This window comes from Candidatus Doolittlea endobia, from assembly GCF_900039485.1.
GTDB classification, from domain to species: domain Bacteria; phylum Pseudomonadota; class Gammaproteobacteria; order Enterobacterales; family Enterobacteriaceae; genus Doolittlea; species Doolittlea endobia.
In genome coordinates this window covers 386,491-402,957 of sequence record NZ_LN999833.1, presented here as the reverse complement: position 1 = coordinate 402,957, position 16,467 = coordinate 386,491, and the positions used below count along the sequence as shown (strand labels likewise).

The following is a 16,467-nucleotide window of genomic DNA, read 5'->3' as shown; positions in this document are numbered from 1 at the left end:
CGAGATCATGTACCGCGTGTTGGTGGTTCAGTCGAGCGCGGTATTTTAGGAAAATGCCCGAGGAATTATATAAATAACCATTGACCTCAACGCTAAAACCTCTAGAATTCATCACTTGTAGTAAAGATTTTGATCGGCTATTTCTGTTAAGCGAAGATGGCGGAATTGGTAGACGCGCTAGCTTCAGGTGCTAGTGTCTTAAGAGACGTGAGGGTTCAAGTCCCTCTCTTCGCACCACAAGATGTTGGTTTTCACCTCTGGTTTCGACTTGTTTAATGGATAAATTCATATCATGGTCTCTGTCGACTAGAAAATAATCTGCTAGCAGGTTTAGAACAACTAACCGTATTGCCAGCAACAAGTGTTCTATTCTGACCTGTACCTATAATATCATGCAGGTGCATTGCATATGACTTATCTGCATCGTAGAAAGTATTTCCAAATATATTATTTGAAAGTAAACATATAGAAACATGCTTAGATTGACAAGTTAAGCCAATGGGTCATGTTCAAATCCAACGAGTTATCGTCGATATATGCCGTAGGCCAAGTCGAGAACTGAATACTACTGAGGTAAAAACTGGCGAAACGCACCTAAACTGACCGTCCGCTATTAAGATCATTAACCCCTTTTCTTGTAAAATCATTTGTTTTTAAAGTGGGATTATAGCAGTTGAGCCACGACGTGAAAAAACTGATTATTTGATCAATGATAATCAATTAATGGTTGCGTGTTACGGTTAAGCTGTATTATGTTTAAATGCACGTCCTGATTCAGGTTTCTTAGGCGAATTTCATCGCGCAAGTCCATTAACCAGAATTGTTTGTTGAATCATTGTTTAATGGTCAATAACAAAGCTTAAGACTCATTTCCCTAATCCACTAATATACTCATTTCCGACATCACGCTTCTTGTCACTCACGCTACTTGATGTTTCAGTAGGTTATAAGCTGGAGTATCAGATAATGGTTTTCTGTAAAATGTCAACATTAGAGAGAAAGAACGACAAGTCATAGATTCTCCTTTAATACATATTAAATAAACGTTTACGTCTTTATACGGGGATACTTGATGAGTTTCACGTTTTTATCAACATAAAAGCACAACAATGGCTCGTACCAAAATGTAGTAACAACTACGTATGATCATATATCAGCTAATAGCATTGATTCTGATTTTGGAAGAAAATTAGTTTTATAGGAAAGACTTGTCCCTATTGCGCTTTTTATAGCGAGACAGGTATAAACACTATATGACTGATGTAGTTATAAGGTCTGTTGATTACAACAATGATGTCTCAATGGATAGTCTGTATAGATTCTTGCTCGTAAATGCAAAAAACATGCTTTACTATATCGACGATACTATATCGACGATAGTCTGGTGAGTGTTGAGTTTCCAATGCCGAATGACCATTACATTGAACTTCATTGGCTGTGTACAACGAATAATTTTAATCATAATCTAAGTCTTAAACATACAAAACGTAGTATGTTCATTTGTGATTATAGTCACTAAAATATGTGTGTATTAATTCAGTATGTGTTTACGTTGGCATGTGGCGGCAACAATGCCTCAAGAAAAGGGGTTGAGACGTAGCAATGTCTCTTCTTGTATAATCAGAGTTTCTTTAAACATCGGCACCATTTATCATTTTGACCAACAAAAAATTACAATGGAAATATTTACTGCCTGATCTAGCCGATTTCGCAACAGTATTTAACCAACCTTGCCCGCCTTTGTCTGCTCCTTTGGCAACTCTACAGGCTCGTCTTATGGATGGATTGGCACAATTTTGCCATGAAAATTCGCCTAGTCGCTTTATGCTGCTGACGGCACAAGAGATAGAAGACTATCTTCAGTTGATTGCCGAGGAGATTAAGCAGATCCTGCCTACGCCAGTCCGGCCTACCGGCAGCCGCTATGTCGTAACTGGTATGAGGATTAGCGAACAACCAGCGACTAAGGCTGAGGATAACTTTGCTTCCAGCGATGTTTGCGTGTGGCAGACTTGGGTAGAATACGAGCAGTTGTTTGGTGCAATGCGCTGTTATCAAGATGCTATCGATTTACAGCCTGGCTTAGTGCATCACGCTAACGGCGGTGTCCTCATCGTCGGGGCCCGTGCTCTCACTAGTCAACCTTTTCTTTGGTTTCGGCTTAAACAGATGATTTTGCAGCAACGCTTTGATTGGTTACCGGCAGATAATAGTCGTCCTTTACCAATTTCCGTCCCATCAATGCCACTCAACTTACGATTAATCATTCTTAGCGACCGAGAAGGGTTGGCTGGTATGAGCGATTTAGAACCTGAACTGACCCGTCTGGCGCTTTATGGTGAATTCGAGTCTGAAATGCGCATCACGGAGACTGAGGAAATGGCACAATGGTGCGGTTGGGTCAACACGCTGGCCCAGCGTCAAGGGCTAGCACTGCTAAATGCCGACGCTTGGCCGATCTTGATACGACAATCAGTCCGCTATAGCGGCGATCAATGCCAGCTACCACTGTGTCCTCAGTGGCTTACTAGACGGCTAAAAGAAGCAGCGTTGTACGGCTCTCAGCGAGCCTTAACCGCTGCGGCGTTTTCCGAAAGTGATCGCGTACGCCTCTGGCGTGAAAGCTATCTTAGCGAGCGGATGCAGGATGAAATCGCTGAAGGTCAGATTATGGTGAAAACGGAGGGTCAAGTTGTAGGCCAGGTGAATGCTTTGTCAGTGCTAGATTTTCCAGGTCATCCGCTACCGTTCGGTGAACCTTCACGTATTAGTTGCGTCGTGCATTTAGGAGATGGTGAAATCAATGATGTCGAGCGTAAAGCGGAATTAGGCGGCAATATCCATGCTAAAGGCATGATGATTATGCAGGCGTTTTTGATGTCAGCGCTAAAGTTGGACCAACAGCTGCCCTTCTCTGCTTCGCTAGTTTTTGAGCAGTCTTATGGTGAGGTGGACGGAGACAGCGCTTCATTGGCAGAAGGAGTGGCGCTTATCAGTGCGCTAGCGAATAAACCTATTAATCAACAAATTGCCGTTACCGGCTCGGTAGATCAGTTCGGACGCGTCCAACCCATTGGCGGAGTGAACGAGAAAATAGAAGGTTTTTTCGCTTTGTGTCAAATGCGTGATCTGACCGGCGCCCAAGGGGTGATTCTTCCTACCGCTAGTGTACGCCACTTATGCCTTCACGACGATGTTGTCGAGGCGGTATGTGATGGGCAATTTTCCTTGTGGGCGGTAGATACTATCGATGAAGCATTGGAAATCCTGACCGCGTTGCCGTTTAACCACGATAAGCGCCCAAGTCTTCTCGCGTCGATACGCGAGCGTATCGACAATATGAATCTACACGAGCGGAAGCATTTTCCCTGGTCCTTTCGCTGGTTAAACTGGTTGAACTAAAGCTAGTGGAATTGTTAACGATTAGTATGCCAGGTAATGCGCGGACTCAATAATGAAGGTTTAGAGAATATGGTGGATAAACACGAATCTTATACAAAAGAAGAGCTTTTGGCGTCTAGCCGCGGCGAATTGTTCGGCAAAGATGGCCCGAAGTTGCCAGCACCAAATATGCTGATGATGGACCGAGTGGTCAATGTAACCGAAAACGGCGGCAATTATGATAAAGGTTTCATGGAAGCGGAACTGGATATACACCCGAATATGTGGTTCTTCGGCTGCCATTTTATCGGCGATCCGGTAATGCCAGGTTGCTTAGGTCTGGATGCCATGTGGCAGTTAGTCGGTTTTTATTTAGGCTGGCTTGGCGGGGAAGGTCAAGGCCGCGCGCTAGGTGTAGGTGAAGTAAAATTTACTGGACAAATTCTACCGAGCGCGCAAAAAGTTACCTATCACATCCATTTTCGCCGAGTAATTAATCGTAAACTGCTCATGGGTATGGCGGACGGGGAAGTCCTGTGCGATGGGATTATTATTTATACTGCCAGTGACTTGAAAGTTGGGCTCTTTAAGGATACTGCTGCTTTCTGATGCTTTCTTCTGGCATAGCGTCAATGTTTGACGCCGCTTGAAAAACCTCCGTGTCAAGCGGAGGTCGTTCTTGGATATAGCAAAATTGATCTTATCTTTATGGTTAATACGGATAGGCTATTCCAACGTGAATAAGGCTCATGAAATCACTTAAACCTATAATGCATCGTGCATAACGATTGCCAGTGACCTTTTCAGCCATGTTTCATGCATGTCCCATTTTAATAAAAATGGCATCTAAACTGACCTAATAAACATATATCCTCTGAGTTACTATTATGATACCCATGCGGCATAGAGTTTTTACGATTAATTTGTCCATGTTTGAGATCAATCGATAATTTTTAAGGATGTTATTCGCATTGGTAATGGATAATCTGCTGTATATGTGATAGGCAGAGAGAATCCGACTATCTGTACCTTCGGTGACTTGCATATTTATGATCGTGAACTTCATTAGAAGCATCACCTATGATGGACTTCCGGCGGAACAATGCCACGAAAACTAAAAGCAATAAGTTTTGACCTGAAGAAAGCCATGTGATTAAGATGTTGCACTATCTGATATAACGTTCTCATTGGCGCATATTTAAGATAAAAATGCATGAATGCCCTTTATCAAGACAAAGCGAGAAAAAGGAAGATTACTAGTGCGTATATTTTGGTAAACTGACTCGGCATACTCAGAAAATAACAAAATACTTGAGTAGATGCCTGAAACACAAAAAGAAAGTTGAGTCACTTTGCGTTTATTAAGCTACTTTCAGTGTTAGAAAATGTTCCAGCTTGCTTTCGTTATCGCAACGTCATTAGACTACACTAATGACACTTAATGTGGGGTAGTACAAAACCTCATGCTAAAGTCGTTATCTTCTGTGAAGCAGAAGAACAATGAAATACGTGACAATCCTCTCTGATTGTTTTATGCTGATGGTTGTATGAGAAGAGGGCTTTTACTCATTTATTTAGAATCAGCAATACACAGATGCTACAGAAATTATTAACAATACTCAACATAAGTAGTGCATGCCAGTGGTTTAGTCAAGGATATGGCCCTACAACGCATAAGCTGCATATTTTTAACACTCTCGGCATCGGCACGAGGCATGATCGGCTATACTATCAGTTTGCTACGCTCACTGCTAGTGTTTGAAAATAGCGATGACATTTGACTATGAACGATGTCTTGATAACTAACTTCATATTATAGTGCAGTCCAAAATTCTGATGAAAATCAGGTCAAGGGCGGACGGCTTAAAAGAACCGCGATTTTATAAAGCGAACTTAGGACTTTAACAAAGTCATTCAAGGCGATTTCTAAACCCTATACTAAGGTCTCGGATGTCGTAGATTTTACAAGTATGGACTACCATGTGTAGTGGTTAATGTCTCTTACCCTACCAGAATAGTCTTTTTATCGCAACAACACTATTGCCTAAGTCAACGGAGTTATCCATGTCTAGACGGCTAAGAAGAACTAAAATTGTCACAACCCTCGGCCCAGCTACAGATCGCGAGAGCAATCTCGAAAAAGTAATCGCCGCTGGGGCTAATGTTGTACGCCTTAACTTTTCACATGGCAGCACAGAAGATCATTTGCGGAGAGCACAGAAAGTTCGTGAAATTTCGGCTCGACTAAGCCAACATGTAGCAGTACTCGGAGATTTACAAGGACCTAAAATTCGTATTTCGACCTTCCATGAAGGGAAAATATTCCTGAATGTCGGCGACAAATTCCTACTGGATGCTTCACTTGGCCTCGGAGAGGGCAACCGTGAACGGGTAGGCATTGATTATAAAGGTTTGCCGGACGATGTAGTATCTGGTGATATTTTATTACTCGATGATGGTCGCATACGGCTCAAAGTGCTCGAAGTCCAGGATACGCGGATTTACACAATAGTGACGATAGGCGGTCCATTGTCCAATAATAAAGGCATTAATAAGCTTGGCGGAGGTCTATCAGCCGATACTCTGACTGAAAAAGACAAAGCCGACATTATTACCGCTTCGCGAATTGGCGTTGATTATCTAGCCGTATCTTTCCCTCGGACAGGTGAAGACCTGAATTATGCGCGCCGTCTGGCCAGAAATGCAGGCAGCTATGCCAAAATTGTCTCGAAGGTGGAGCGCGCCGAAGCTGTAGTGACCGAAGAAGCGATGGACTATATTATCCTCGCCTCGGATGCGGTAATGGTCGCACGCGGAGATTTAGGAGTTGAAATCGGCGATCCAGAACTGGTAGCTATTCAAAAAAAAATAATTAGTCGTGCTCGTACGCTTAATCGCGCTGTCATCACCGCTACGCAAATGATGGAATCAATGATAACCAATCCGATACCAACGCGCGCGGAAGTTATGGATGTTGCCAACGCAGTGCTTGATGGAACCGATGCGGTAATGCTCTCGGCCGAAACTGCCGCAGGACAATATCCTGTCGAAACGGTGGTCGCCGTGGCTAATGTCTGCCTCGGTGCCGAAAAAATCCCGAGCATCAATGTGTCTAAACATCGGCTAGACGTGCAATTCGATAACATCGAAGAAGCCATCGCCATGTCGGCGATGTACACTGCCAACCACTTGAAAGGTGTTGCCGCTATTATCTCAATGACTGAATCTGGCCGTACCGCGCTTATGATGTCGCGTATCAGTTCTGGTCTGCCGATTTTTGCTCTTTCGCGCCACGAACATACCCTGAATTTGACTGCACTGTATCGCGGTGTGACGCCGGTTTACTTTGACTGCGACGGTGAGGGTATCGCGGCGGCGACCTATGCTATTAATTTGTTGCGAGATAAAGGCTTTCTAGTGTCGGGAGATTTGGTCATTATCACCCAGGGTGATGTCGATATAGTCGGGTTCACTAACACTAGCCGCGTCCTGCGCGTAGAATGATAACCTGGTAAGATGGAGGTGAGTCGCTGCGCGCGATGCGCGCAGCGCTAATAGATGGGAATGGTGTAGTCGGAATCAATAAAGCATGTCCTCTAATCCATGTACCATGCTACACATTTTAGGTGCGCATAGATACTACATAAATTATTAACACAATGCAACATAATTTAAATTAATATACTTACGCTCAAATATGTTCATCATTTGTTTTTCGAAATCAGAATCAATACATAACAAGATTATTAGATGACACAACAGCATTGAATCCAATAACGACCGCCTTTTCTTTAAGAACATATACGATGAACTATCGTCGCGCGTTAAAGATAGATATTTTTTGTTAAAAATGACCGTATACTTACTATATAGGTTTACTTTACCTACTTCTAATATGCTCCTGTTGAAACAGTGAACGTCATTTAGCTTGATCTGTTAGCTAATCTAAATATTCCTTTTGATAAAAGCAGCCCAAGCCTCTGCTTTTTACTGATGGCTTCTGGATAAAATTGAAATCTTGTTCATTAATCTGCAGCCTCAAGCTACTCATTGCAGATGTTTTTGCGCTAGGATCTATTACTGTTCCAGCGTAAGCAAGTGATATATTTGATTACGCACCTGGTTTTGACCTGATAAGCAACATGCTCCTGAACATCTATTCTGTTTGTTTCCTAACGGCATCGTCCTGTTTCCAGATTTCTAAAGTATTGTTATCAGCAGCGACAGCATTAATAGATACTAAGGCGGCGAATATCTTATGCATCCTAGCCTCATTGGGAGGGTCCTTTTTCACTAGACAACATGCATTAAGCGATGGAAATTACTAAAAACCATGAATTGGAAGGGAATGATGACGTATTTTCATGAAGAGGTGAATCAAATGAATAAAATCCTTTTGGTTGATGATGATCGCGAATTAACATCGCTATTGAAAGAACTATTGGAAATGGAAGGTTTTAATGTCCAAGTGGCTTACGACGGCGAGCAGGCGTTGAGTCAGTTAGATAGATCTATTGATCTCTTGCTTCTCGATGTAATGATGCCACGTAAGAACGGCATTGACGCCCTCACAGAGTTACGCCAACAACATCAGACATTGATAATGATGTTGACCTCTCGCGGTAGCGAGCTGGATCGCGTTTTTGGCCTGGAATTAGGCGCAGATGGTTATCTACCTAAGCCGTTTAACGACCGAGAACTAATTGCACGTATCCGGGCAATACTGCGCCGTTCATGCTGGACGGAACAACAGCAGCCTTGCAAGGCCGACACTCTTTCACTAGAGGTAGATTTTCTACGTCTAATCCCTGGCCGACAAGAGGCTACCTTTAACGGAGTACCACTGGCATTGACCGGTACCGAGTTTACTTTACTGTATTTGCTAGCACGACATTTAGGACAAGTAGTGTCGCGGGAAGATTTGAGCCAGAAAGTATTAGGCAAGCGCCTGACGCCGTTTGATCGGGCCATTGATATGCATGTGTCTAATTTGCGGCGTAAGCTTCCAGAACGCAAAGATAGGCATCCATGGTTTAAAACGTTACGTGGTCGTGGTTATTTGATGGTATCCGCTGTATGATTATAGCTTAACCACACGAGGTTGACTCTCTCGCGGTGATCAAGCTAATACTTATAGCGCCGAATCTTCAGAGCCTAATGCTGTAGCAGCACGTAGAAATGGAGCATCCGCTGATTCAGACAGCGATTTATGATGGCGCCGCTATTTCGTATCGTTAAGAATCAGGCGCCGCCCGGTCAGCGTTTAATTCTAGTAACCAGAGAAATGTAAACTGTCCGCAACTTTATTTTCCAATCGGGCAATCCTAATCATCTCCAGAAGAAAAAATATGCGCGCGCCGAACTACTAGGGCCTGTTGCTATTCGCGACGGCGAAGACAATTATCAATTTTACCAGATTCATCTGAAAGGAAGAGTTCAATCCGACTTCATTAATCTCTTGTTCGATCGCTAGCTGTTATTATTGATTGTCAGTATATTCATCAACATTCCTTTACTTTTGTATCTAGCTCGGGGTTTAGCTAAACCAATACGTAAACTGAAGCATGTTGCTGATGTAGTGGTGCGGGAGAATCTGCGGCAACACACCAAGATGGCAGTAGGTCCGTAGAAATTTTCAACTACCGGCGTTAGCTTTAATCAAATAGTTAGCGCTCTGGAACGGATGGTCATCGCGCAGCAGCGCTTACTGTCTGATGTCTCTCATGAACTGAAGACACCATTAACCCGGTTCCAGTTGGCTACCGCGTTGATACGTCGACGACACGGTGAAGGATATGAACTTACGCATATCGAGACGGAAGCGCAACGGCTTGACTCGATGATTAACGATTTGTTGGTGTTGTCACGTAATCAGCATAAAAACAAAGTGTTGCAGGAAGTATTGAAAGCGAACGATCTGGTCAGATGTGCATCAATGATGCATGTTTGAAGCTGAGCAACTAGGGAAAAGCCTAAAGGTTACTTCTCCGCCAGGTAATTGGGCACTGCTAGGTAATGCCTCTGCAGATGAAGCGCATGATCGCGAGTCTGGTGGTACTGGACTTGGTCTAGCGATTGCCGAAACCACCGTTATACAGCTCCGAGGCTGGGTAAAAGATGTAGGTGGTTTACGGCTGATTATTTGGTTACCATTATTGCTTCTGCGCTAGCCTAAGCAGGCGCACTAGACGCCAATGCGATTGCCACGGCGTATTATGGAATGGATGTAAGAACGAACGTTTGCTATTCTGCGCCCTGCTTAAAGGCAGCAGTATTTACACGTTCATCACCGATCGTCCATAATAATAAAAATCGAAGAGGGACGCCAGGCAGACTAGAAAGAGGCAAACTAATGCACAATACCGAACTCGAATACATTATCAACCAAAAGCTTAACAGCAACGAAATAGAAGATTATGTCCCTAATGGTTTGCAAGTGGAGGGGTGTCAAGAGGTACAGCGTATCGTCACCGGCGTTACAGCCTGTCAGGCGCTGCTGGAAAGCGCTCTAGCCCACGAGGCCAACGCAGTCATCGTTCACCATGGTTATTTTTGGAAAAATGAAGCGCCAGTTATCAGAGGCATGAAACGCCAACGGCTAAAAACTCTGCTGACTAACGATATTAATCTGTATGCTTGGCATTTATCGCTGGATGCCCATCCGGAATTAGGCAATAACGCGCAATTTGCAGTGGCGTTAGAAATTCGAGTAACAGGAGCAATAACACCACTACTGCTACAAGGTGAACTCAAAACACCGCTTAGCGGTGATGCTTTGCGTTTGCGCCTTGAACAGACGCTTAGGCGTAGCGTGCTACATTGCGGCGATAACGGGCCAGCGCAGATCTTGCGGTTGGCTTGGTGTACCGGAAACGGTCAAAAGTTTATCGAACTGGCAGCACAGGCGGGCGTAGACGCTTTTATTACAGGAGAAGCGTCCGAACATACCATTCATGTTGCCAGGGAACAAGGTCTGCATTTCTATGCAGCCGGCCACCATGCTACTGAACGCGGCGGAATTTACGCTTTAGGCTCGTGGCTGACCCAAGAGTATAATTTAGATGTGACTTTTATTGAGATTCCTAATCCTGCTTAAAGACAGTGGTTATAAGGAAAGATTGATATTATCTGCTCTCGTTATGTAGTAAATATTTTGTATCGGAGTTCAACGCTACATCTGCGCGGGAAAATATTTCAACTTTCTGTTTGTTCTTAAAATCATGTATTTTTTAAAATTAGCATCGATATGACAAGGTTGTTAGATAGCAAGTTGATATTTAATCTTACTATTAATCTGCGCACCGATAAAAAAGTCGGAGAACCGATGCTCTAGTTTATCTAAATTGACTGCGAGCGAACAGCAACGTTTCTCGCGGATTTTTCGTGCTAGCATATCGAGCAACTTATTGACTTTACCGTTTCAGTAAAAACTATTAGAAAGCCATGCAAAAATGACTGCGACCGCTATGTGCCATACGCGGTGTCATTACTGATCATATGCTTTCTATAAAGAAAGGGATACCTTTGATAAAATCCCATAACTATCATCTGACACATTTCGTGATCAGCGCGCCAGACATCCGCTATTTACCGGTCGATAGCGGAATTGAAATTGCTTTCGCAGGACATTCCAATGCTGGAAAATCTAGCGCACTCAACGTTCTGACTAATCAAAAAAGGCTAGCAAGAACCAGTAAAACACCTGGATGCACACAGCTTATCAATCTGTTTGAGGTGAAACCCGGCTTCCGACTGGTCGATCTGCCCGGATATGGCTATGCAGACGTTCCTAAAACACTAAAAAATAAATGGCAACGCGCTTTAGTTGAATATCTGCAAATGCGTAATAACCTCAAAGGGTTGATAGTATTAATGGATATTCGTCATTCGATGAAAGATCTCGATCAGAGATTGATACAATGGGCGGTCAATGTCAATATCCCAGTGCTGATTCTTCTTACTAAGGCAGATAAGCTAGCTTCTATCGTACGCAAGGCGCAACTAAATCAAGTGCGTAAAGCGGTGCAGATCTTTATGGGAGATGTTCAAGTTGAAACCTTCTCAGCGTTAAACAAACAGGGGGTAAATAAGCTAAGAGGTAAGTTAGATGAGTGGTTTTCAACTATTTCGCTATCAGAAGAAACACCACCAAAGTTCTTGAATTATGTGTTATGAATCAGATCTATTGATTTTTATACTCTATGCTTCATGGCCTTCTACACCGATATATGGCCCTTGATTAGGTCTTATTAGATTCAACAAGTTATATAGTTAAAATATATTGATAAAATCAAGCGGCGAAATTGACGTCCCAAAGGTGCAGCTACTTTGTCCTACTTGATATCTTTATTTTGTGAGGAACCTCTAACTATGTCGACTTATTTAATTGGTGATGTTCACGGCTGCTACGACGAACTGAAAAGTATATTAGCGCAGGTTCAGTTTGACTCAGAAGAAGATACGCTCTGGTTGACTGGAGATCTTGTTGCGCGCGGACCGGATTCGCTAGAGGTACTGCGACTGGTACGCAGTCTAGGGGACTGCGTACGATTAGTGTTGGGCAATCACGATCTCCATCTTTTGATGGTATTTTCCGCATCTGCCGTAATAATCTGAAAGATTGCATCATGCCGATTTTGGAAGCGCAGGACGTTGAGGAGCTAATTGACTGGATGCGTCGTCAAACCAGTGCTTCAAGTAGATGAAGAGAAAAAATTAGTTATGGCTCACGCCGGCATTACTCCACAGTGGGACCTTTTCACAGCACGTCAGTGCACTCATGAGGTGGAAGCGATGCTGAAAAGCAATAGCTATCCGCTGTTTCTAAATGTCATATACGGAGATGCGCCGAATAAATGGAGTCCTGAATTAAGCGGTCTGGCGCGCTTGCAGTTCAGCACTAATGTTTTTACGCGCATGCGCTACTGTTTTTCCCAACATTCAGTTGGAAATTCACTGCAAAGACACGCCGGAAAAAGCTCCATTTCCGCTACGGCCGTGGTCACCTTATCGAGCCCAGTATCTGAACGCTACAATATTGTTTTTGGTCATTGGCCTCGCTGATGGGACAGGGAACGCCGGCTCATATCTACGGGATTGACACTGGTTGTTGTTGGGGCGGCGCATTGACCCAACTGCGTTGGGAAGATAAAACGCTTATCCAGGTGCCTTCGAATCGTCAAGGCGCAACCGGCGTCAACAATTCTATTGTAGACTGAGGTCCGTACTTCAATTTTGGCGATTTGGAGGTATTTTAAATCCAGTGCGGAACGTCGTAAAATCTAGCTTCAAACGCGTCGGTCTAGAATTTCAAAGCAGTAGCTGTAAGTATTGCTGTCGTCCGCGTCATGAAATGCTCTAAAGGTAGAACACCATTCATCTGGATCGTAGTTAGGAAACCAAGTGTCACCGTTTACTTCGGCGTTGATATGGGTCAAATAAAGTCGTTCTGCTTGGGGGAAAAACGTCTCGTAGACCTTACCTCCCCCGATTACCATTACCTCTGCCGCCTTATCGGCCACTGCCGCCAGCGCCTGCGCTGATGTCGTTGCCCACATCACGGAATCATTATTGCCAGAACGGCTGCTTAACACGAGATTCTGTCTGTCTGGAAGCGGCCTGCCAATGGATTCAAATGTTTTACGCCCCATAATAACTGGTTTATGAAGTGTATTACGCTTAAACCAAGCCAGATCGGCGGAAAGGTGCCAAGGTATGGCATTTCCCATTCCGATTACACGTTTTACTGCCTGAGCAGCAATCATACTAATAATCATGATAGATCTTATAAGAAAATTGCTGATAAGAAATTCAGAACAGCGATAGCTGGTGTTAAATCACTCCTAATAGGAGTGTCTTTCCTCCTTCTTGATTTTCGCATGCATTTCTTGTAGCGAAATCACCTGGGCAGTAGCGTCAGCGTTAAGGGACATCGCAGTTGCGAAGCCGCCGTTTATGGTCGTGTCATAATGGACTTTATATTGTAAGGCGCTGCGCCGGATGAGCTTGGAGTCTTCAATGGCCTGGCGGCCGGCAGTTGTATTGATAATATAGTTGTATTCACCGTTTTTGATTCTGTCCTGAACATGCGGTCGCCCTTCGTGAACTTTATTAACAAGACGCGGATTAATTCCAGCCTCGCCCAAAATCACTGCTGTGCGGTGGGTCGCATCAAGCTCAAAGCCATGTTCTAATAACTTAATTGCCAAATCAACTATCCGATCTTTGTCTCCATCGCGTACCGACAATAGTGCACGGCCGCTTTTCTTCATACGTGACTGACTACCAAGCATCGCCTTAGCGAACGCTTCAGCAAACGTTAGCCCCACTCCCATAACTTCACCGGTAGAGCGCATTTCCGGACCGAGGATTGGGTCTACACCAGGAAATTTATTAAACGGCAGCACGACCTCTTTTACCGAATAGTAGGGTGGAATAACCTCGCGAGTTACACCCTGTTGTAGCAAAGATTGACCGACCATTACTCTAGCAGCGACTTTTGCCAGGGATACGCCGGTAGCCTTTGACACAAACGGCACTGTACGCGCAGCACGTGGATTGACCTCAATCAGGTATACTTCATTGTTCTTTACGGCAAACTGCACGTTCATCAGACCACTGACTTGCAGTTCAAACGCTAATTGTTCTGCCTGCTGACGCATGACGTCCTGGATTTCAGGACTTAACGTACAGGCTGGTAGCGAACAAGCTGAATCGCCGGAGTGCACCCCAGCTTGCTCAATATGTTCCATAATGCCGCCGATTAGCACGTTTTTACCGTCACAAACCACGTCCACGTCCACTTCTAGTGCATCGTCCAAAAATCGGTCAAGCAGAACAGGCGCATCGTTAGAGACATTGATAGCGTTGTGGAAGTAGCGTAGCAAATCCGTATCGTCGTAAACGATCTCCATCGCTCGGCCCCCGAGAACATAGGAGGGGCGGACCACCAGGGGGTAACCAATAGTCGCGGCTTTCTCCATTGCTAGATCGATAGTAGTAACAGTCGCATTGGCTGGCTGTTTCAGCCCCAAATATTTAACCACCTCCTGAAACCGTTCTCGGTCTTCCGCTCTGTCAATAGAATCCGGGCTGGTGCCAATCACTGGCACACCGGCATCCTTCAGGGCACGGGCTAGTTTCAGCGGCGTTTGACCACCGTACTGGACAATGACGCCCTCTGGATTTTCAATACGCACGATTTCCAACACGTCTTCCAGTGTCACCGGTTCGAAATAGAGACGATCTGAAGTGTCATAATCAGTGGAAACCGTCTCGGGATTGCAGTTAACCATGATAGTTTCATAACCGTCTTCCCGCAGCGCTAACGAGGCGTGCACGCAGCAGTAGTCAAATTCGATTCCTTGCCCTATCCGGTTAGGGCCGCCCCCTAGCACCATGATTTTTTTACGATCTTGATGTGTTTTGGATTCACACTCTTCATCGTAGGTCGAATACATATAGGCGGTATTTGTAGGAAATTCGGCGGCGCAGGTATCGACTCGCTTGTACACCGGATGCAAACTGTAGCTTTCGCGTAATTTTCGGATTTCCGTCTCCGTCACCCCTACCAATGCGGCCAAACGTGCATCAGAAAAACCTTTTCGTTTCAGATAATACAAATAATCGGCGCTGAGTGCAGTAACACCCTGTTCTGCCACGTCGTTTTCCAGTTTGACAAGTTCTTCAATTTGCACCAGGAACCAGCGGTCAATGTTAGTCAGGTTGAATACGCCATCTACTGACATGCCGGCGCGGAATGCGTCGGCTACATACCAGATACGTTCGCTGCCGGCTTCTTTAAGCTCACGCCTCAAAGTGGTCAACGCTGCTGAATCATTTAGATTGATCTTGGGATCGAAGCCAGTGGCGCCGACTTCTAATCCGCGCAGCGCCTTTTGTAACGACTCTTGTTGGGTACGGCCGATAGCCATGACCTCGCCGACTGATTTCATCTGAGTGCTCAGCCGATCGTTGGTACCTGTAAATTTTTCAAAGTCGAAGCGTGGGATTTTAGTGACAACATAGTCGATGGAAGGCTCGAAGGAAGCTGGCGTTCGACCGCCAGTAATGTCGTTCGTCAGTTCATCAAGGGTATAACCCACAGCCAGCTTGGCGGCTATTTTGGCGATAGGGAAGCCGGTAGCTTTGGATGCCAGTGCGGAAGAGCGGGAAACGCGCGGATTCATTTCGATAACGATAAGCTGGCCAGTCTTTGGATTGACCGCGAATTGAACATTGGAACCGCCGGTTTCCACACCAATTTCACGCAGTACTGCTATCGAGGCGTCACGCATAATTTGGTATTCTTTGTCGGTCAGGGTTTGCGCCGGTGCGACAGTTATCGAGTCGCCGGTATGGATCCCCATCGGATCGACGTTTTCAATAGAACAAACAATAATGCAGTTGTCTTTTTTATCGCGCACCACCTCCATTTCGTATTCTTTCCAACCGATAAGAGATTTATCGATCAGCAGTTCAGTGGTAGGTGACAGATCTAAACCACGCTCGCAAATTTCTTCAAACTCTTCACGATTATAAGCAATGCCACCACCGGTGCCACCCATGGTGAATGATGGACGGATGACACATGGGAAACCGACATCTGATGCAACTAAAAGTGCCTCATCCATGGTATGAGCAATACCTGAACGAGCAGTTTCCAGACCAATTTTTTTCATTGCTTTATCGAAACGCTGGCGATCTTCGGCCTTATCAATCGCGTCAGCAGTAGCGGCAATCATTTCAACATCGAATTTTTTTAGTACTCCTGCACGTTCCAGCTCAAGCGCGCAGTTCAGCGCCGTTTGGCCACCCATGGTTGGGAGTAGCGCGTCCGGACGCTCCTTTTCAAGGATTTTGCGTACTACTTCCCAGTTAATAGGCTCAATATAAGTGGCATCAGCCATGTCAGGATCGGTCATGATGGTAGCGGGGTTAGAATTTACAAGCACTACGCGGTAGCCTTCTTCGCGCAGGGCTTTGCATGCTTGCGCACCTGAATAGTCGAACTCACAGGCCTGCCCGATAACGATTGGACCAGCGCCAAGAATCAGAATACTTTTTATATCGTTACGTTTTGGCATC

8 protein-coding genes, 1 tRNA gene and 2 pseudogenes are annotated in these 16,467 nt (G+C 44.8%); 9 read left to right on the top strand and 2 right to left on the bottom strand.

What is annotated here, in order from left to right; all coding sequences use genetic code 11:
- Positions 1 to 150 precede the first annotated feature (150 nt).
- The 9 genes and pseudogenes from A4A68_RS01440 to apaH all read left to right on the top strand — a co-directional run bounded on the left by A4A68_RS01440 (position 151) and on the right by apaH (position 12,599).
- Positions 151 to 237: transfer RNA gene (locus A4A68_RS01440), tRNA-Leu, on the top strand.
- Between the two features lie 1,419 nt (positions 238 to 1,656).
- Entirely contained in the window at positions 1,657 to 3,402 is a 1,746-nt protein-coding gene (locus A4A68_RS01435) for an AAA family ATPase (protein ID WP_082800148.1), read from the top strand.
- A gap of 69 nt (positions 3,403 to 3,471) precedes the next feature.
- A complete protein-coding gene (fabA, locus tag A4A68_RS01430; RefSeq protein ID WP_067566546.1) occupies positions 3,472 to 3,990 on the top strand; it encodes a bifunctional 3-hydroxydecanoyl-ACP dehydratase/trans-2-decenoyl-ACP isomerase in 519 nt (172 codons plus the stop codon).
- A gap of 1,455 nt (positions 3,991 to 5,445) precedes the next feature.
- Positions 5,446 to 6,885 (top strand): pyruvate kinase, encoded by a 1,440-nt coding sequence (gene pyk, locus A4A68_RS01425; RefSeq protein WP_067565752.1) that lies wholly within the window; start codon positions 5,446 to 5,448, stop codon positions 6,883 to 6,885.
- A gap of 877 nt (positions 6,886 to 7,762) precedes the next feature.
- Positions 7,763 to 8,461, top strand: coding sequence for an envelope stress response regulator transcription factor CpxR (gene cpxR / locus A4A68_RS01420; RefSeq protein ID WP_067565749.1), 699 nt, complete (start codon positions 7,763 to 7,765; stop codon positions 8,459 to 8,461).
- A gap of 141 nt (positions 8,462 to 8,602) precedes the next feature.
- Positions 8,603 to 9,551 (top strand): annotated as a pseudogene (locus A4A68_RS01415) (histidine kinase dimerization/phospho-acceptor domain-containing protein); the annotation flags it as partial.
- 182 nt (positions 9,552 to 9,733) lie between these two features.
- The gene (locus tag A4A68_RS01410) at positions 9,734 to 10,477 is read left to right on the top strand and encodes a type 2 GTP cyclohydrolase I (protein ID WP_067565746.1); all 744 of its coding nucleotides are present in this window, start codon (positions 9,734 to 9,736) and stop codon (positions 10,475 to 10,477) included.
- Positions 10,478 to 10,878: 401 nt separating this feature from the next.
- The gene (gene yihA, locus A4A68_RS01405) at positions 10,879 to 11,556 is read left to right on the top strand and encodes a ribosome biogenesis GTP-binding protein YihA/YsxC (protein WP_067565743.1); all 678 of its coding nucleotides are present in this window, start codon (positions 10,879 to 10,881) and stop codon (positions 11,554 to 11,556) included.
- A 195-nt stretch (positions 11,557 to 11,751) separates the two neighbouring features.
- Positions 11,752 to 12,599 (top strand): annotated as a pseudogene (gene apaH / locus A4A68_RS01400) (bis(5'-nucleosyl)-tetraphosphatase (symmetrical) ApaH).
- Positions 12,600 to 12,668: 69 nt separating this feature from the next.
- Here the strand turns inward: apaH and folA are convergent.
- Together folA and carB are read right to left on the bottom strand one after the other, a co-directional pair.
- Positions 12,669 to 13,157 (bottom strand): type 3 dihydrofolate reductase, encoded by a 489-nt coding sequence (gene folA, locus A4A68_RS01395; protein WP_067565740.1) that lies wholly within the window; start codon positions 13,155 to 13,157, stop codon positions 12,669 to 12,671.
- A 66-nt stretch (positions 13,158 to 13,223) separates the two neighbouring features.
- Positions 13,224 to 16,466, bottom strand: coding sequence for a carbamoyl-phosphate synthase large subunit (gene carB / locus A4A68_RS01390; RefSeq protein WP_067565737.1), 3,243 nt, complete (start codon positions 16,464 to 16,466; stop codon positions 13,224 to 13,226).
- Between the last annotated feature and the right edge of the window lies 1 nt (position 16,467).

Bases quoted from the DNA above. Each gene is read 5' to 3' on its own strand.
- fabA (WP_067566546.1), top strand. From the start codon at position 3,472: ATGGTGGATAAACACGAATCTTATACAAAAGAAGAGCTTTTGGCGTCT.
- pyk (WP_067565752.1), top strand. From the start codon at position 5,446: ATGTCTAGACGGCTAAGAAGAACTAAAATTGTCACAACCCTCGGCCCA.
- cpxR (WP_067565749.1), top strand. From the start codon at position 7,763: ATGAATAAAATCCTTTTGGTTGATGATGATCGCGAATTAACATCGCTA.
- A4A68_RS01410 (WP_067565746.1), top strand. From the start codon at position 9,734: ATGCACAATACCGAACTCGAATACATTATCAACCAAAAGCTTAACAGC.
- yihA (WP_067565743.1), top strand. From the start codon at position 10,879: ATGCTTTCTATAAAGAAAGGGATACCTTTGATAAAATCCCATAACTAT.
- folA (WP_067565740.1), bottom strand. From the start codon at position 13,157: ATGATTATTAGTATGATTGCTGCTCAGGCAGTAAAACGTGTAATCGGA.
- carB (WP_067565737.1), bottom strand. From the start codon at position 16,466: ATGCCAAAACGTAACGATATAAAAAGTATTCTGATTCTTGGCGCTGGT.